This is a genomic window from Collinsella sp. CLA-ER-H2 (assembly GCF_040092405.1).
Taxonomy (GTDB): domain Bacteria; phylum Actinomycetota; class Coriobacteriia; order Coriobacteriales; family Coriobacteriaceae; genus Collinsella.
This window is the reverse complement of the sequence record NZ_JBBNLO010000013.1, coordinates 1-17057: the sequence shown is the minus strand read 5'-3', so window position 1 is coordinate 17057 and position 17057 is coordinate 1. Positions and strand designations below refer to the sequence as shown.

The 17057-nt window shown below is 59.0% G+C and carries 14 protein-coding genes and 1 rRNA gene; 4 read left to right on the top strand and 11 right to left on the bottom strand.

Annotated elements, in window-relative coordinates; all coding sequences use genetic code 11:
• The first annotated feature begins 167 nt into the window (after positions 1–167).
• Entirely contained in the window at positions 168–1151 is a 984-nt protein-coding gene (locus AAAX59_RS05150) for a DNA/RNA non-specific endonuclease (protein WP_349070975.1), read from the top strand.
• Positions 1152–1280: 129 nt separating this feature from the next.
• On the opposite strand, the gene AAAX59_RS05145 is transcribed toward AAAX59_RS05150, so the two are convergent.
• The 4 genes from AAAX59_RS05145 to AAAX59_RS05130 form a co-directional block, all read right to left on the bottom strand.
• The gene (locus AAAX59_RS05145; RefSeq protein WP_128620655.1) at positions 1281–3356 is read right to left on the bottom strand and encodes an elongation factor G; all 2076 of its coding nucleotides are present in this window, start codon (positions 3354–3356) and stop codon (positions 1281–1283) included.
• A gap of 310 nt (positions 3357–3666) precedes the next feature.
• Positions 3667–4431 (bottom strand): amino acid ABC transporter ATP-binding protein, encoded by a 765-nt coding sequence (locus AAAX59_RS05140; RefSeq protein ID WP_349070973.1) that lies wholly within the window; start codon positions 4429–4431, stop codon positions 3667–3669.
• On the bottom strand, positions 4424–5077 hold the full coding sequence (locus tag AAAX59_RS05135; RefSeq protein WP_006235606.1) for an amino acid ABC transporter permease: 654 nt from the start codon (positions 5075–5077) through the stop codon (positions 4424–4426). The genes AAAX59_RS05140 and AAAX59_RS05135 overlap by 8 nt, the downstream gene beginning before the upstream one ends.
• Positions 5077–5937 carry a transporter substrate-binding domain-containing protein gene (locus AAAX59_RS05130; protein WP_099432383.1) on the bottom strand — a complete coding sequence of 287 codons (861 nt, stop codon included), beginning with the start codon at positions 5935–5937 and terminating at the stop codon, positions 5077–5079. Before AAAX59_RS05130 ends, AAAX59_RS05135 begins: the two co-directional genes overlap by 1 nt.
• A gap of 572 nt (positions 5938–6509) precedes the next feature.
• Between AAAX59_RS05130 and rlmD the strand changes: the two genes are divergently transcribed.
• A complete protein-coding gene (gene rlmD / locus AAAX59_RS05125; RefSeq protein ID WP_349071013.1) occupies positions 6510–7724 on the top strand; it encodes a 23S rRNA (uracil(1939)-C(5))-methyltransferase RlmD in 1215 nt (404 codons plus the stop codon).
• Between the two features lie 78 nt (positions 7725–7802).
• Here rlmD and AAAX59_RS05120 read toward each other — a convergent pair whose 3' ends face one another.
• The 5 genes from AAAX59_RS05120 to tilS all read right to left on the bottom strand — a co-directional run bounded on the left by AAAX59_RS05120 (position 7803) and on the right by tilS (position 14536).
• Positions 7803–8624, bottom strand: a complete 822-nt coding sequence (locus AAAX59_RS05120; RefSeq protein WP_349070972.1) for a phosphatase — start codon at positions 8622–8624, stop codon at positions 7803–7805.
• 165 nt (positions 8625–8789) lie between these two features.
• Positions 8790–9974 (bottom strand): pyridoxal phosphate-dependent aminotransferase, encoded by a 1185-nt coding sequence (locus tag AAAX59_RS05115; RefSeq protein WP_215693567.1) that lies wholly within the window; start codon positions 9972–9974, stop codon positions 8790–8792.
• 189 nt (positions 9975–10163) lie between these two features.
• Entirely contained in the window at positions 10164–12299 is a 2136-nt protein-coding gene (ftsH, locus tag AAAX59_RS05110; protein ID WP_349070970.1) for an ATP-dependent zinc metalloprotease FtsH, read from the bottom strand.
• Position 12300: 1 nt separating this feature from the next.
• Positions 12301–12849, bottom strand: a complete 549-nt coding sequence (gene hpt, locus AAAX59_RS05105) for a hypoxanthine phosphoribosyltransferase (protein WP_006235600.1) — start codon at positions 12847–12849, stop codon at positions 12301–12303.
• 148 nt (positions 12850–12997) lie between these two features.
• The gene (gene tilS, locus AAAX59_RS05100) at positions 12998–14536 is read right to left on the bottom strand and encodes a tRNA lysidine(34) synthetase TilS (protein ID WP_349070968.1); all 1539 of its coding nucleotides are present in this window, start codon (positions 14534–14536) and stop codon (positions 12998–13000) included.
• 48 nt (positions 14537–14584) lie between these two features.
• Between tilS and AAAX59_RS05095 the strand changes: the two genes are divergently transcribed.
• Complete coding sequence (locus AAAX59_RS05095; protein WP_349070967.1) at positions 14585–15394, top strand: MBL fold metallo-hydrolase; 810 nt, start codon at positions 14585–14587, stop codon at positions 15392–15394.
• 82 nt (positions 15395–15476) lie between these two features.
• Here AAAX59_RS05095 and AAAX59_RS05090 read toward each other — a convergent pair whose 3' ends face one another.
• A complete protein-coding gene (locus tag AAAX59_RS05090) occupies positions 15477–15908 on the bottom strand; it encodes an Hsp20 family protein (protein WP_035138719.1) in 432 nt (143 codons plus the stop codon).
• Between the two features lie 277 nt (positions 15909–16185).
• Between AAAX59_RS05090 and AAAX59_RS05085 the strand changes: the two genes are divergently transcribed.
• Positions 16186–16653 carry a hypothetical protein gene (locus AAAX59_RS05085; protein WP_138113597.1) on the top strand — a complete coding sequence of 156 codons (468 nt, stop codon included), beginning with the start codon at positions 16186–16188 and terminating at the stop codon, positions 16651–16653.
• A 130-nt stretch (positions 16654–16783) separates the two neighbouring features.
• Here AAAX59_RS05085 and rrf read toward each other — a convergent pair.
• Positions 16784–16899 (bottom strand): 5S ribosomal RNA (gene rrf / locus AAAX59_RS05080).
• Positions 16900–17057: the final 158 nt, after the last annotated feature.

Below are 17057 nucleotides of genomic sequence, written 5' to 3'. Positions count from 1 at the left end.
TATCTGGGGAAACGCCGAATAGCCCCACATTCACAACCGCCGCAGCTCCATATGAGGCAAATGAATCAGTAGCGTCTATCCCAAATCTTGAGTATTTGTTCGACAGAACGGCCCCTGCCGGCTCCTGCTAGACTGGTAGATTCCCAACCGTCCATCCAGGAGCCGCAATGTCGCGCAAGTCCGCCTACAAGCAAGTACTTTCCATCGGCGCCGCCGTGGTGCTGGGGTTTGCGCTGTTCACAGGGTCGCTCGACGGAGCGCCCAAGTTGTTGTCGCCGCAAAGTGATGAACAGGCGGCAGCTCTGGCCGAAAAACAAAACGAAAGTCCCAGCCGCACCGACGACGAGGCGGACCTGGTCGATCGGCTCGAATCAGGAACGGCGAGCTCCCCGGACCCTCAAAACAGCCAGGACTCTGGCGATGGCTCCGATTCCGCCGCAACCGACACCGGCGACGGCGCTTCCGCGGACAGCGCCGCTGCCCCCATCGACGAGGTCGAAAACCCCGACCTCAACCGCGCCCGCGGTGTTTATCTCAGCAGCATTCCCGACTACGCCGGCAACCCCTACGTTGCCCTGCGCGCCGACAGCACGCACCCGCTCGGCACACCATCATTCACGCTCGATGAATACGAGCGCGCTACAGAAGAGGGTTGCTTTAAGAAGTTCTCCAAGCTTGACAGCCTGGGCCGCACCCGCAAAGCGCTCGCCTGCGTGGGCCCCGAATCACTCGGTCAAGGCGAGCGCGGCGATATCTCGCGTATCCATCCCGCTGGATGGCGCCAGCAGCGCTACGACTTTATTCCGGGCCAGAGCCTCTACAACCGCTGCCACCTCATCGCCTGGTCGCTCTGCGGCGAAAACGCCAACCGCAAGAATCTCCTCACCGGCACGCGTTATCTCAACGAGACAGGCATGCTGCCGTTTGAGGAGCAGATTCTCGGCTACATCCGCGAGACGGGCAACCACGTGCTCTATCGCGTCACACCCATGTATAACGAAGAGGAACTTGTCTGCCGCGGCGTGCGCCTTGAGGCGCAATCGGTCGAGGACCACGGCAAGACCCTCTGCTTCCACGTGTACTGCTACAACCTGCAGCCGCACGTGCAGATCGACTACGCCACCGGCCGCAACCAGGCATCCGGAGACTAGTGCCGACCGCACCGCCCGTAACCCAAAAATGATTCGTTTTCCTCCGTCCCCATGGGATCAAAAAAGGCCGCCCTGGATTACCCAGGGCGGCCTTTTCGTCAGCGTCCACATTGCAGGCAAAACCACACGCTACTTGGCGCGGCCCTCCTCATAGCGCTCGACCAGCTTGGCCTGAACGTCATAAGGCACCTGCTCATAGCCAGCGGGCTTCATGGTAAAGTCACCCGTGCCGCGCGTGATAGAGCGCAGGCGCGTCGAGTAATCCGTCAGCTCGGCCAGCGGCGCCTGGGCGATGACCACGGTGTCTCCGCGCTCATCGGTCTCCATGCCCGTCACGCGACCGCGCGATGCCGAGATGTCGCCCATCACGGCGCCGGCGTAGCTCTCGGGGATAGTCACCGTGATTTCCTCGATGGGCTCCAGCACCACCGGATCGGCATCGGCGCATGCCTTGCGCAGGCCGATGCGAGCCGCCGCGCGGAACGCCATCTCGTTGGAGTCGACGCTGTGATACGAGCCGTCGTACACAGCCACGCGAATGCCCGTGAGCGGATAGCCGGCAATAATACCGTCCTTCATGGTCTCCTGGACACCCTTGTCCACGGCGGGGATCAGCGAGCGCGGAATACGGCCACCTACGACCTCGTCCACAAACTCATAGCCATCGCTCGTGCCGTCGGGCCCAATGAGCGGCTCAACGCGCAGCCAGCAGTCGCCATACTGACCGGCGCCACCGGTCTGCTTCTTGTGGCGGCCCTGAGCGCTCGCCGTGCGGCGGATGGTCTCGCGATACGGGATGCGGATCGGCACGCTCTTGGCAACGACCTTGGTGCGGTCCTCCAGACGGTTGAGCAGCACCGAAACCTGCGCCTCACCAACGGCGGAGATAATGGTCTGGCCGGTCTCCTCGTCGCGGTCGATGCTCATGGTCGGATCGGCCTTGCAGGCCTTCTCGATAAACGTGTAGAGCTTCTCTTCGTCGCCGCGATTCTCGGCCTCGATGGCAATGCGGTACTGCGAGTTGGGGAACTTAAACGCCGCAGCCTCGACCTTGCCGGTAATCGAGAGCGTATCGCCCGTCTCGGCCGCCAGCTTGGGTGCCACGATAATGTCGCCGGCATAGGCGTGACCGACCTCGGTCATGTCGCGGCCGCACATCACATACAGGTGAGCCAGACGGTCGCCCTTGCGGGTACGCGCGTTGATCAGCTCAAGACCCGGCTCAAGCGTACCCGTCAGCACCTTGATAAAGCTGATGCGACCCTGCTGCGGATCGGCCAAGGTCTTAAACACAAACGCCACCGGACGGTCATCGTCACTCGAGATCTTAAGCGAATCGCCGTCGATAAGCGGCATCTCACCGTAGTCGGTCGGCGCCGGGAAGTACGTCGCGATGTCGTCCATCAGCGAGTTGACGCCCTGCTCCTTGATGCAATCGCCCGCAAAGACCGGCACAAAGATGCGCTCGGCAATCGCCTTCGACAGCAAGCCCTCAAGCTCCTCCTGCGTCAGCGTCTCCTCGCCTTCCAGGTACTTCATCATCAGCTCATCGTCGGCCTCGGCCACCAACTCGCACAGATGGTCATGGGCCTCCTCGGCCTGGGCACGATACTCCTCGGGAATCTCCGACTCAACGGCTTCGGTGCCGTTGCAATGGCGCGCCTTCATGCGCACCAGGTCGATAATGCCGTCAAAGTCCTCGCCCTCGCCCCAGGGAAGGGTCACGGCGCCCAATCGCGTGCCAAAGCGCTCCTGCAGCAGGTCCATCGTGGTCGCAAAGCTGGCCTCGGAGCGCGACAGGCGGTTTACGAACACCGCACGCGCCAAGCGCAGGTCCTCGGCGGCATACCAGAGCTTAACCGTCGTAGGCTGCGGGCCGGCCTCGGCGTCGACCACAAACAGAGCCGTCTCGCAGACGCTCATCGCGGCAAAGGCGTCGCCGATAAAATCGGGGTAACACGGGGCATCGAGCACATTGATGCGCGCGCCCTTCCAGTCGATCGGTGCAATGGTCGTCGAGATGGAAAATGCACGCTTGACCTCTTCGGGGTCATAGTCGAGCGTGGGCTTGGTGCCGTCGTGGCCGCCCAGGCGGGCGGTCTTGCCAGAAAGGTGGAGCATGGCCTCGGCGAGTGAAGTCTTGCCCACCCCGCCTTGGCCTACGAGCACCACGTTCCTTACATTGCCGGTCTTGGGAGCACCCATGATGACCTCCTTGCAGGGCCGCGCGCATTGCGCGACGCCAACGGGGAGAGTTCGCGGTCGGTGCCATCCCGGGAGCAGCATGGTCGGCAGCCGAGCCGACTCACCCTCCAAATGTCCTATGCCACCACCCTACCCTCACGGGCGACCGTCCATGCACACCTTTCGGCACACGTATGAATACAGGCGGCGAGAGGAAGAGACAAGCTTGTGAGGCGATTATTGAACCCCGCCGATGCAAACAAAAAGCCGCCACAGACCGTAAGACCTGCGGCGGCTTCGCCTCAATTAATAGTTGAGCAAATACCTGAGCCTATCCCTCGATACGGCTCAAAAACTCACGCGTGCGCTGCTCGCGCGGATGGTCGATAACCTGCTCGGCCGGACCCTCCTCGACAATGCGGCCTCCGTCCATAAAGACCACGCGATCGGCAACATCGCGCGCAAACTGCATCGCGTGGGTCACGATCACCATCGTCATATTCTGCGCGGCAAGGTCTTTAATGACACGCAGCACCTCGGCCGTTAGCTCGGGATCGAGCGCCGAGGTCGGCTCGTCAAAGAACAAGATTTCCGGGTCGAGCGCCAAGGCGCGGGCGATACTCACGCGCTGTTGCTGACCGCCCGAAAGCTCACACGGAACCTTGTTCTCGTTGCCCACAAGCCCCATCTGAGCAATCAATTCATGCGCACGAGCTTCCGCCTGCTCGCGCGGGCGCTTAAGAACGCGGATCGGCGCATCGGTGATGTTTTTCATCACGGTATAGTGCGGGAACAGATTGTAGTTCTGAAACACCAGGCCAAATCGCGAGCGCGCCTGCCTGGGCACATCGCCCTTCGCATAGACCGCGCCCGAACCCGCATCCGTCGCAACGGCAAGGTCGCCAAACGAGAGCGAGCCTCCGTCGAGCGTCTCGAGCAGCGTGGCACACCGCAGCAGCGTGGACTTGCCGCCACCCGAAGGCCCGATAATCGCCACGACCTCTCCACGCTTTACCTCGAGCGAGATATCCTTGAGCACCTCATTGCCGCCAAACGCCTTGCGAGCGTTCGATATATTCATTACCGAATTAATCATGGTAGTAATCCAATTTTTTCTCGGCGGCGCCCAGCAGCATCTCGACAACGAAATTAAAGACCCAGTAAATCAGCGCCGCAATCGCAAACGGCACCATGCTCACCTGCGAGGCGACCAGCGCCTTGGCCGTCGAGAACATCTCACCCACGCCAATGGCAAACGCCAGCGACGTGTCCTTGACCAGCGTGATGATCTCGTTGCCCATCGCAGGCAGAATACGCTTGGCGACCTGCGGCATCACGATATACAGAAACGTCTGCACGCGCGAATAGCCCAGCACCTCGGCAGCCTCGTATTGACCGCGCGGAATGGACTGCAAGCCCGAGCGATAGATCTCGGCAAAGTAACCGGCGTAGTTGATGATGAACGCCACGACGCACGCCGTCCACTTGGAATCGGGCGTGAGCGAAATGCCAAACACGTAATACGGGGCAAAGTAGATGGCAAACATCTGCAGCATGAGCGGCGTGCCGCGCATGACCGAGATATAGATGCGCGCAATCCAGCGAAGCGGCGCGATTTTGCTCATGCGCATAAACGCCACGGGAATTCCCAGCGGAATCGACCCGAGCAGCGTCAACACAAACAGCTGCAAACTGACCAAGAACCCCTGGCCAAGCATCTGCATCATGACCTGAATAGACATTACTTGAGCACCCAATTATCGAAAGATAGACCATAGCTTGAATACTTGTCGCACAGGTCCTTAACCGTGCCGTCCTCGTAGAGCGCCTTGAGCGACTCGGTCACGGCGTCGGCCGACTTGGTGTCGCCCTTCTTAAAGCCGACGGCGTAGTGCTCGCTGGACAGCGGCTCATCAAGCTGCGTATAGGCATCGGGCTTGGCGGCAAGCTGATACTGGGCAATCGAAAGGTCGCAAGCCACGGCATCGACCGCGCCGCTCTCGAGCTGCATAAAGGCCGTGTTGTACTCGCCGATGGTATCGAGCGTGGCAAATGTCGCCGCCAGATCCTTCTGGTCACCCTCGAGCACATCCTGCGCAGCGGAATCGGTCTGAGTAATCACGGTCTTGCCGGCAAGATCGTCCCAGCTCTTGATGCCCGCATCCTTCTTGACCACGAGCACCTGCTCGTTGAGCATGTACGGCTCGGAGAACGTGTAGTCGTCCTCACGGCCCTCCATGGTAAAGCCATTCCAGATGCAGTTGATGGCGCCCGAGTTAAGCAGCGTATCCTTGGCATCCCAGTCGATGGCCTCGTATTTGACCTCCCAGCCCTGCTTATCGGCAACAGCCTTGGCCAGATCGAGATCAAAGCCGGTGTACTCGCCATCGTCGCCCACAAAGCCGTACGGAGGATAGGACTTATCAAAGCCCACCACGAGCTTCTTGGACTCCGCAGCGCCCTTCACATCCTTGGCTGCAGCAGAACCGGCAGCGGAACCCTTACCGGCACCACCACCGCAGCCTACCAGGCCAAGACCTAGAACCGTAGCGAGCGAACCGGCTAGACCAACAAACTGACGACGAGACATATCGGTATTCATGGTATTCCCCCTTGGTGGCACTTTAGTTAAGTAAAGTGAGTCGTGTAACGTTCAGAATCATACACTTTAGCGTGATAGAGCACAAGGCGAGTTTGCCCGCCGCGTGAGGGGTGTGGGGGTTAAGTTTCCTGCTCTACAGTCCTGCTCACGACGGAGGCCACATTAAGTGGCCTCCTGTTCGTGCGGAACTCGCGATAAACTTAACCCCCACACCCCTCACGCGGCGGGCAACCGTCGTTGGGCTTATCACTGACACGAATAAACCGCTTGTATATCGTCTGCTGGCTTGGCACGGTACAATACTTGCAGCTTTAATTCATGAATAAGTGGAGTTATTGATGGCAGAATCTCGTGCGGAGCGTAGGGCTCGTCGTGCTTTGGTGGAGGCGGTTGAGGGGTCGAAGGAGGAGAAATCTTCTACGAAATCCAAGTCTTCTAAAGCTGCAAAAAGCAAATCGACCAAGAGCAGGGCTAAGACCAAGCGTTCTGACTCTCGTCGAGGCGGAGACAAAGCGTCTCAGACTCGCTCCAAGCGTCCGCATAAAGATCCGGTTTCGCCTGCGCGTAAGGCTGTGGATCCCAAGTCTCCCTGTTCCATCATGAGAGCTTGTGGCGGATGCACGGCGCTCAATCGTCCTTATAAAAAGCAGTTGGCAGCTAAGCAGGCTGCTATGGAGGAGCTTTTTGCTTCGCTTTGTGAGCGTGAGGGCATTGCTGTAGATCCTATTCGTGGCATGGGTGTCACCCTGGGCGACCCGGGTAAATATCCTGCGCCGCGTGGCTTTCGTCATAAGGCTGCCACTCCCTTTGCTCCCGGTAAGGAGGGCGCCGTCCGTTGCGGTTTCTTTGAGCGCGGCACGCACAAGATCGTTGCCGTACCCGAATGCCCCGTCGAGGCACCGGGCGCCCGTCAGATTCTCAACGGCATCGCACGCGAAGCTGAGCGGCTGCATATTCCCGCCTTTAATGAGGACAAGCATCTTGGTTTGCTTCGCTATGCCGTCGTCCGCTGCGGCTGGCGTACCGACCAGGTCATGGTCACGCTCGTGACCGCTCAGCGCGACTTGCCGCATGCGCAGGAGTTCTTTGAGGCTGTCGCCGCACTCAATCCGCACATCGTCACCGTCGCCCAAAACATCAACGGACGTCCCGGCAACGCCATCCTCGGCGAGGAAACCCGCATCGTGTATGGCGCCGAGTGCATGCGCGACCAGCTGCTCGGTTGCGAATTCGATATCTCCCCCACCGCGTTCTATCAGACCAATCCGCAGCAGACCGAGCTGCTCTATCAGCTCGCTATCGACGGCATGGATCTGCACCAGGGCGATGTGCTTATGGATGCTTACTGCGGCAGCGGCACCATCGGTCTTTGCGCAGCTAAAGATGCCCAGAACAAGGGGGTCGGCATCATGCTGCTCGGTGTGGAGCGCAACCCGGCGGGCATTGCCGACGCACGCCGCAATGCCGAGCTCAACGGTCTTACCCGCAGCGCCTGGTTTATGGCCGACGACGCCACCGATTACATCCTAGATGCCGCCGACAACAACGAGCGGATCGATGTCCTTTCCATCGACCCGCCGCGTGCCGGCTCCACCCCCGAGTTCCTCGAAGCTGCCTGCGCACTTAAGCCGCGCCGCATCACCTATATCAGTTGCAACCCCGTGACTCAAGAGCGCGACCTGCATCAGCTCCTCGACGGAGGCTATCGCCTGCTCAAGATCACGCCCGTCGACATGTTCCCTCACACCGACCACACCGAAACCGTAGCGGTCCTCGAACGCCGCTAACCAACCTCAGTATATTTTTGGGACAAGAAAGGGGGCGACCCGCCTGGGCCGCCCCCTTCGCTTGGTTTATAAACTCCGCTACATCCCATTGCGCAGATCGCACACGCTGGCTGCCGCCATCTCGCGCAGCAGCGTCTCGCGGTCGCGCGTCACGATCAAATCCAGCGGGAAGTGAATCTCGTCGAGCATCTTGCGCGCGTGATCGAGCTTGCCAATGGCCATGCCAATGTGGGCATCGGTCGACACGCCAATGCCCACGCCCAGCTCGGCGCAGCGCTCGGCAATCTTGCGGCATACGGCCCAATGCTCAGTGTCGACACCGTGTTCAAGACTATGGTTGTTGATCTCGATAATCTTGTGCTTGGCCTTAGCTGCCAACAGCACCTCGTCGATATCGAACGGCACACCCGAACGCCCCGTGTGGCCCAGCATGAACACCTTGGGGTGCTCCAGGGCATTGATATACATCTCGGTCGTCTGGGCCAGCGTCGCGCCCTCAGCAATCTGCGGATTATGCACGCTTGCAACCAAATAATCCAAATTACGCGTAACCAAATCGAACAGCGAATGCTGACGGCTGTACGAATCGCCGGCGATATCGAGCGTGACAGGAGTGTCCTCGCCAAACAGGCTTCCGTTCAGCGAAACGATATCGGCCTCGGCACCACGCAGCACCAGCACGCCGCTCCAAATGCGCGGCCAGATATCCTGGTTGATAAAGAACTGGTAACTGCGCAGGTCATTGGGGCAAGCCGTAACCATAGAGCTCAAATGGTCGGCAGATCCGAGCACCTGCAGACCACGCTCTGCCGCCCAGTACACATTCTCCTCAATGGTCGAATATGCATGCGCAGAGAACATCGTATGGGTATGAATGTCACAAGAAAGCAGGTAGGGCATCGGGTCTCCTTATCTGGCACGGCCGTCGCTTATATTCATTGTACGCATAGCCTTCGATAGTCGTAAAACCACTCCATCCCAAAGACACAACGTCCATGACAACGGGGTCCGGCTTAACACCAAACCCCGTTTCACGTAAAACATTGTAGGCAGAGCGCTTTACTTTTAACGATACTCGTCCGCCAACTGTTTCCAAGCGGGTAGCGAATTGACAATCGTTTCGTAGCTCACGCAATAGCCCAGGCGGAACCAACCCGGCATACCAAAGCTGTCCGAGGGAACCGCAAGCAACTCATACTTCTTTGCGCGCTCGCAAAACGCATTCGCATCGGGCTCGAGTGCCTTCACCCACAGGTAGAAAGCACCGTCCGGCTCAACATAGGTATAGCCGTAGTCCGTCAAAGCATCGGTGAGCGCCGTGCGGTTGCGGGCATAGGCCCCGACATCACTCGGCTCATCGATGCAATCGATGATCACGCGCTGGAAGAGTGCCGGTGCGCATACAAAACCCAGCGTACGGGCGGCACCCGCAACAGCCGGCATCAGACGGGCAGCCTGCGGATTGGTGTTGGGAACCAAGATCCACCCCACGCGCTCACCCGGCAGCGACAGCGACTTGGAATACGAGTAGCACACGATGGTGTGCTCGTAGATCGAGGGCACCCAAGGCACCTCGGCACCGTACACGATCTCGCGGTACGGCTCATCCGAGATGAGCATAATCGGATTCTCGGGATCGCGCTGAGCGTTGGCCTCGCGCAGAACATTGGCCAGTCGCGTCAGCGTGTTGCGTGTATATACGGCACCAGTCGGATTGTTGGGCGAGTCGATGATGACGGCAGTCGTCTTATCGGTAATCGCCTTGAGCACGTTGTCCACGCTCAGCTGGAACGTATCTTCATCGGCGAGCGCCTCAACACACGTACAGCCGGCCTTCTCAATCCAAACGCGATACTCCGGAAAGTACGGGGCGATAACAATAACCTCGTCGCCCGGGTTCGTAACGGCGTTGAGCGTGCAGGTGAGCGAAGCCGCGGCACCCACCGTCATAAAGACGTCCTTACCCTCATAGTTCGTTCCAAAGCGGCGGTTGAGCGATTCGGCGACGGCTGCTCGACATTGCGGCAGGCCCGGAGCGGGGGTGTAGCCGTGCAACTGGTCACTCGGCAGCTCCAGGGCCTTCTTAATCGACTCAGCCACAGCAGCGGGCGCCGGAACGCTCGGATTGCCCAGCGAAAAATCGAATACGTTTTCCGCACCGATCTGCGCCTTGCGCTCAAGGCCATAGCTAAAAATCTCACGGATGATGGAGCTTTCCGCACCGCGAGCATACATAGTTTCGTTGATCATCTGTTCCCCTTTCGCATAGGCGCTATTGTACGCTTTAGCCGAGCAAAGTGCCGCAGCAATGTTGATTGGGGACAGACTTAAATGCGTGAAAACGCTCATTTAAGTCTGTCCCCAATCAACAGACGGCCCCATATCGCTCAAAAGAAAAAGCCTCCGCAGGTTTCCCCGCGGAGGCTTTCGCCACAAAGACTATTTGTCGGCGTCGGTGTCGGCATCGACGACGGCATGGTCATCGTCAGCATCATCGGATGCGGCTTCGGCATCCTCCTGCATGGCCGCCTGCGCAAAGGCCGCGGCATCAGCCGCCAGCTCCTCCTCGCTCATGCGAGGCACGCGCTTCTTGGTCGGCATGCCGGCCGCCTTGGCATTGCGCTCCTCCTTGGCCGCCAGGATATCGCCCTCGCGCTCAAGGTAGGCGTCCCACTCGTTATCGAGCAGGGCATTCACGGCATCGCCCTCGACAGTCTCGCGCTCAAGCAGCACCTTCGCCATCAGATCGAGCTGATCGCGACGGGCATCCAAGATCTCGACAGCACGACGATGGGCCTCGCGCATGATGCGCTGAACCTCGATATCAATGCGGCGCGCCGTCTCCTCGGAATAATCCTGGTGATCGGCGTAATCGCGACCAAGGAACACCTGATGTTGCGCCTCGCCAAACACTTGCGTACCCAGCTCCTCGCTCATGCCCAGACGCGTGACCATTTCGCGCGCCATCTTGGTCGCACGCTCCAGGTCGTTGCTCGCGCCCGACGTGATGTCATCGCACATGAGCTCCTCGGCAACGCGACCGCCCAAGAACACGGCGAGCTCGTCGAGCATCTCGTTCTTGGTCTTGAGGAAGTGGTCCTCCTGCGGAAGCTGCAGTGTGTAGCCCAGCGCCTGGCCACGGCTGACGATCGAGATCTTGTGAACCGGATCGGAATGCTCCAAGATGTGGCCCACCAGGGCGTGACCGCTCTCGTGGTAGGCAATCGTGGTGCGCTCGGCCTCGGTCATCACGCGACCCTTGCGCTGCGGTCCGGCAATCACGCGCTCCATCGACTCCTCGACCTCGTCCATCGAGATCACGGAACGATGACGGCGAGCGGCCAGCAGCGCAGACTCGTTGAGCAGGTTCGCCAAATCGGCACCAGTAAAGCCAACGGTCATCTGGGCGAGCTTCTCAAACCTAACGTCCTCGTCCATCGGCTTGTTCTCGGCATGAACGCGCAAGATCTGCTCGCGGCCCTTCACATCCGGACGGTCGACCGTAACCTGACGGTCAAAACGGCCGGGACGCAGCAATGCCGGATCCAGGATGTCAGGACGGTTGGTCGCAGCGATCAGGATGACCGACTCGCTTTCCTCAAAGCCGTCCATCTCGACCAGCAGCTGGTTGAGCGTCTGCTCACGCTCGTCGTGACCGCCGCCCAAGCCAGCTCCGCGCTGACGTCCCACGGCATCGATCTCATCGATGAAGATGATCGACGGGGCCTGGGACTTGGCCTCCTTAAAGAGGTCACGCACACGGCTGGCGCCGACACCTACGAACATCTCGACAAAGTCGGAACCCGAGATGCTAAAGAACGGCACGCCCGCCTCGCCGGCAACGGCCTTGGCCAGCAGCGTTTTACCGGTGCCCGGAGGGCCAACCAGCAACACGCCACGCGGGATCTTGGCGCCCAGCTTGCGATAGCGATCCGGATCGCTCAAAAAGTCACGGATCTCCTCGAGCTCCTCGACTGCCTCGTCCACGCCGGCAACGTCTTCAAACTTGACCTTGGGGCGTGTGGCCTCGTTGGTCTTGGCGTTGGTCTTGCCAAACTGCATGTTCCTGTTGTTGGCGCCCATCATCTGGCGCATAAAGTAGAACATGATGGCGATAAGGGCGATCGTCGGAAGCACACTCATCGCCAAGTCGCCCCAAAAATCGGGATCGTTGGTGTTGACGATGTACTTGGTATCGGGGTGCTCCGACATGAGCTCGGCAAGCGAATCGGAGCCGACATAGGTCGAGGAGAAGCTCTTGAGCTCGCTCGTATCGCCCTTGTCCTTCTTCGTCTTCCAGTAATGACCCGTCACGCTTCCGTCTTGAACCGTATAGGTCAGATCTTCGACGCGATCCTGCTTGATGGCGCTCACCATCTCGCTCGTCGCGAGCTTAACGGTATTGCTAGAATTGGCAAAGCCGGAGCCCATGTTAAAGAAGGCGTAGCCCAGGAGCGCGCAAGCCAAAATAAAATACAGCCAGCCCGTACGCGTGGGCTTCTTGCCTCCGGGCATCCCCGGGATCTTAGGCTCCCGGGGAGTCTGGGAATTGTTATCGTTATGGTCGTCGGGCATCTTACGAATAAACCTCCGGTTTCAAAATGCCCAGATACGGAAGGTTACGATAGCGCTCGGCATAGTCGAGGCCGTAGCCCACCACAAAGGCATCGGGGCAATGGGTTCCAACATACTTGGGCGTGATGGCCGAGGTGCGGTCCTCAACGTCCTTCCACAGGAAGGCAGCGACCTCCAGCGAAGCGGGCTTGCGGCTCTCGAGGTTCTTCATCAGGTACTTGAGGGTCAGGCCCGAGTCCAGAATGTCCTCGACGATCAGCACGTCGCGACCACGGATGTCGATATCCAGATCCTTAATGATACGCACGATGCCCGAAGACTTCACACCGTCGCCATAGCTCGAAACAGCCATGAAATCGATGTTGGTCGGTAGCTCAATCTTGCGCATCAGGTCGCCCATAAAGACAACGGCACCGCGCAGAACCGCGATCAGCACCAGATCCTTACCCGCGTAGTCGCGAGTGATCTCCTCGCCCAGGCGAGAAACGATGCCGTCGATATCCTCCTGCGTGAACAGAACCTTCTCGATATCCGGATGTTGAGAAGCCATGACAACCCTTTCTTGTGCTTAATCGTCCACACACCGCCGTATGGACGCGAACTACACATTCTAGCAGCGCACGGGGCATATTTTCCAGCCCGCGCACCATCAGCGCGGGAATACCGTCAACGCCGCACAGAACAGCTGGTGCGAGGGGCTAATCCGCGTCAACCACGCGAAGCAGATAAGCCACACGCGTCGCCGCCGTGCACTTAAAACGTTCGTCCGCGCGAACTCCGGCGACCCACACCACAGCACCTCCCGGCGCCGTCCTCACCACGGGCACGCCGGCGCGCTCGGAAACGGGAATGCGAGCCTCGCCTAGCAAGTCGGATACTTTCTTGCTTCGGCCACTCATCCCTAACGGGCACATCACGTCTCCCGGTGCGGGACCGTCCACCCACAGGCGCGCCAATCGCGCCTCGACAGGGATCTCGCCACGCGAGCCCGCCAGGATCCGCTCACTATCGCTGTCGGCAAAACCCAAGGCAGCCGCGTCTACCAAAGCTGTCACTTCCCCGGCGGCCGCAAGCTCACGGGCGCGGCGCACGATATCGCATCCCGGCTCAACGGCCATCGGCTCTGTGACCAGCATACGTCCCCCGCCCAACGGCAAACGGCCGGGTACGGTAACCCAGTCCGCGACCAGGCCCTCGCGAGCCACCGGGCCCTTAAACGCCAGCATGCCAAACTCAACGCGCGCGTCAATTCCCGCCGGAAGCGTGACCGAGCCGGCACCCTCGGCAACGCAGGAAAGGACTCGCTCAACATGCCGCATCTCGGGACGAGCGTCCGGATCGATGCGCTTAATCGCCAGTCGCACGATGCGCCGCGCGATTACCACCTCGGCCGCAGCAAGGCGCCTGGCATCGAGCACCAGTGCGCCCGCTGCCTCCTTACGCAGGCAGCTTCGAAACGCCTGTGCCGAAAGCTGAGACAAAAACGCATCTTCATCACCCAAGATCTCACAGGCGGCGCCAATCGTCTTGCACACGCTCGCATTACGCTGCGCCACCACCGGCATCACTCGATGGCGCACGTAATTTCGCAGATAAGAGATATCCTCATTGCTCTCGTCTTCACGCCACGGCTGACCATGTACCTGTAGATAGCCCACGAGCTCGCCATGAGTTAGGTCGAGCAAGGGACGCACCACGATATTCCTCCGGCGAGGAATGCTCGATAGACCAGCGGGCCCCGAACCCTTAATCGCGTTCATCAAAAACGTTTCCGCGCGATCCGAAGACGTGTGCGCGGTGCAGATACGAGCCGCCGTTCGCGGTGCCCCCGTCTGGGCGCAGAGTTCGCGAACATACCTCCGCGCCGCGGCATAGCGCACCTCGCGGGCCGCGGCCTCAATATTGCCCGACTCCCCATCAAAATAAGCGTGCTCCACACACAGCGGTAAACCATATTGCACGCAGAGCTCACGCACAAAGGCCTCGTCGCCATCGGACGCCTTGCCGCGCAGATGATGGTTTACATGCAGCACATGCAGGCGCTCGCGAGCAATGGGGGCAACACCGCGTCCGTCTTGGATATCCAGCTTTGATGTGCACGCCATAAGAAGCAGTGCCGTCGAGTCCGCGCCGCCTGATACCATGAGCACGACAGGAGCTGCCTGCTGCCTCGTCCGGGTCTCATCGACTGCCCCAGGCACGGCATGGTGTCCGTAATGCTGTGATACCGTTGGCATTCGCTTCCTCCTCTATTCGTCCGCACCCATTGTATCCTTTGGAATCTTATGTCTTGCCTGCACCTTCATATCCTCGGCAGTGGCTCTAAAGGCAACTGCGCACTCATCGAGGGCCCGCAGGGGCTCATTATGGTCGATGACGGACTGTCTCGCCGCGAGACATTAAAGCGCATGGCAGAACTGGGGCTCTCGGCAGACAACGTCTCGGCTCTTCTCATTACTCATGAGCATAGCGATCACATCAAGGGCCTCGATGTCTGGTGCAAGCACTGGCACGGCCCCCTCTTTGCCAGTAGGGGCACTCTTTCGAGCAAAGAAAATCTTTCGCATCTGCCTGTCGAGGAATTCGATCCCGGTGACACCCTATCCATTGCCGGCATCCACGTGCAAACCTACTCAACGTCACACGATGTCATCAATCCAGTCGGCTATCGATTCGACACCCTCGATGATTCCATCGGCTTTGCCACCGACACCGGAGAGCTATCGAGCCAAGCCATAAACACCCTCAAAGATTGTCGAGTCCTCGCACTCGAAAGCAACCACAATGTGGCCATGCTGCGCGAGGGAGAATATCCCCGCTTTCTTCAGGAGCGCATCCTGTCTGCAAGGGGACACCTCTCCAATGGCCAAGCCGCCGAAGCCGCGCGCGAACTTGTTACCGATCGCACCGAACAGCTCATTGCCATGCATATCAGCCAAGATAACAATCGTCCGAGCCTTACCGTCAAAAGCTATGCCAAAGCTCTGGCCGCAACCCTGGATGACGAGGTCGGCAGCTCCGCAACCCTTCTCCAAGGATCGCGAAAACTCTCGATACGCCCCGCAAGCCAGCATCGGCCAGCAACCATTCAATAGACTGTCCTAGACAGCAAAAGGGGCCGAGAATCGCTTCCCAGCCCCTTTTGCTGTCTTTTAATAGCGCAGAACACCAACGAAGTTAGTCGATGGAGATCTTCGTAACGTTCTTCTTCTCGACGATCTTGGGAACCGTAACGGTCAGGATGCCGTCAGCGTACTTAGCCGAGAGGCCCTCGCTCGAAGCGTCCTTAAGATACACGCCACGCGTCGCGCTGTACGAGCTGAACTCCTTCTGCAGGAAGTTCTTGCCCTCGTTCTCCTCGTCTTCCTCGACATTCACGCTAATGGACAGACGGCCCTCGTTAAGCTCGACATCGATATCGTCCTTGGCGACGCCGGTCAGATAAGCCTTGACCTCATAGCCATCGCCCTTATCCTCAACGTCAACGGGGAACGCCTTAGAGGCAATCGAGCTGTTCGCTAGGTCGCTCATATCATCAAACAGATCGAACAGCGAGCTTGCAGAGGGACGAACGCCAAAAACCGAACGATAAGGAACCATGCTTGCCATGTTTACCACTCCTTTATAGGACTGCCGAGTCATCCTCCAGGTGACTGGGACTTCTTTTGACGCTCTTATATATGCCCACCCAGTGCTCATATATACATCGACTATAAAGTTTTTTGAGTCCAGTACTATAAGCATATCTAAGTGCGTATGACTCAGGTTTAAATAAGGTTAAGGTTCTTTGAACCAGAGCTTAAATACCGAGTATGTCCCCAGCTACAAATAACAAGGGGCTTACAATGAGCGCGTACACGTTGTTGGTAACGAGCTAAAGGGCATCATGGACGACCAAAACCAGAACAAAATGTTTATGCCGACGCAGGGGGAAGATACTTCCACGCAGCCGCCGCGGTTCCATCGCCCCCACATCTCGCAAGAGCCCATTAATGATCCGGAGCCCGAGTATGTGACGAGAAATCGATATCAAACGCTCGAGGATGCCCAAACGGGACGTAAACATATGGGCGTCGCCTCGGGAGACCCTGTATATCTGAAAGACGCACCATTATCTAAAAACAGCGCAGCTAGTGATGAGCCGATGAAAGCATCCGCCACTCATCGACAAAGAGGTCCTCGACCAAAGCAAACCTTGACGCATTCGGCTCGCTATCTCGAAACGCCAAAACAGGGAAAATCAATCTTCGTTTCGACAAGTAAACGACGCAAGCAGCATCGACTGACAATCCTGCTTTTGATCATTGCGGTCATAGCAGTTGCCCTTGTTATTCGATTTATTTTCTTTAAATAAAAGCTCAATACCAAAAACGATAAGATCGTCTGGTGTAAATGAGTCATTTACGCCCAGTAAACGCAAAAAAGGGGGAGGCCGCGAGGCCTCCCCCTTCTCAGTTCAAGCGTACGGCTCGGTGCCGTCCACCGGTCAGCGGCGCCCTGGCCTCCCACGGGCTGACCCCGCAGTACTCTCGGCGCGATGGGGCTTAGCTTCCGGGTTCGGAACGGGACCGGGCGTGCCCCCCATGCTCTGGCCGCTGACCGGTGGGCGGCGCCCACCGTTACGGTGTCCGGGTGTCTCTCTCGCGTGCCCTGGGGGCCGCATGGCGCATAGGGGAGGTGACTCGGGGGCATCCTCGTGCCCGGACCGCGCGTGAGCGCTCAGTCCCGCGGGCCGCGAGGTGCGGTTCCGGAAGAGCT

Excerpts from the sequence above, each read along its gene's own strand:
- AAAX59_RS05150 (WP_349070975.1), top strand. The coding sequence starts at position 168 with ATGTCGCGCAAGTCCGCCTACAAGCAAGTACTTTCCATCGGCGCCGCC.
- AAAX59_RS05130 (WP_099432383.1), bottom strand. The coding sequence starts at position 5,937 with ATGAATACCGATATGTCTCGTCGTCAGTTTGTTGGTCTAGCCGGTTCG.
- AAAX59_RS05145 (WP_128620655.1), bottom strand. The coding sequence starts at position 3,356 with ATGGGTGCTCCCAAGACCGGCAATGTAAGGAACGTGGTGCTCGTAGGC.
- tilS (WP_349070968.1), bottom strand. The coding sequence starts at position 14,536 with ATGCCAACGGTATCACAGCATTACGGACACCATGCCGTGCCTGGGGCA.
- AAAX59_RS05115 (WP_215693567.1), bottom strand. The coding sequence starts at position 9,974 with ATGATCAACGAAACTATGTATGCTCGCGGTGCGGAAAGCTCCATCATC.
- AAAX59_RS05090 (WP_035138719.1), bottom strand. The coding sequence starts at position 15,908 with ATGGCAAGCATGGTTCCTTATCGTTCGGTTTTTGGCGTTCGTCCCTCT.
- ftsH (WP_349070970.1), bottom strand. The coding sequence starts at position 12,299 with ATGCCCGACGACCATAACGATAACAATTCCCAGACTCCCCGGGAGCCT.
- AAAX59_RS05085 (WP_138113597.1), top strand. The coding sequence starts at position 16,186 with ATGGACGACCAAAACCAGAACAAAATGTTTATGCCGACGCAGGGGGAA.
- AAAX59_RS05095 (WP_349070967.1), top strand. The coding sequence starts at position 14,585 with ATGTCTTGCCTGCACCTTCATATCCTCGGCAGTGGCTCTAAAGGCAAC.
- AAAX59_RS05140 (WP_349070973.1), bottom strand. The coding sequence starts at position 4,431 with ATGATTAATTCGGTAATGAATATATCGAACGCTCGCAAGGCGTTTGGC.
- AAAX59_RS05135 (WP_006235606.1), bottom strand. The coding sequence starts at position 5,077 with ATGTCTATTCAGGTCATGATGCAGATGCTTGGCCAGGGGTTCTTGGTC.
- hpt (WP_006235600.1), bottom strand. The coding sequence starts at position 12,849 with ATGGCTTCTCAACATCCGGATATCGAGAAGGTTCTGTTCACGCAGGAG.
- AAAX59_RS05120 (WP_349070972.1), bottom strand. The coding sequence starts at position 8,624 with ATGCCCTACCTGCTTTCTTGTGACATTCATACCCATACGATGTTCTCT.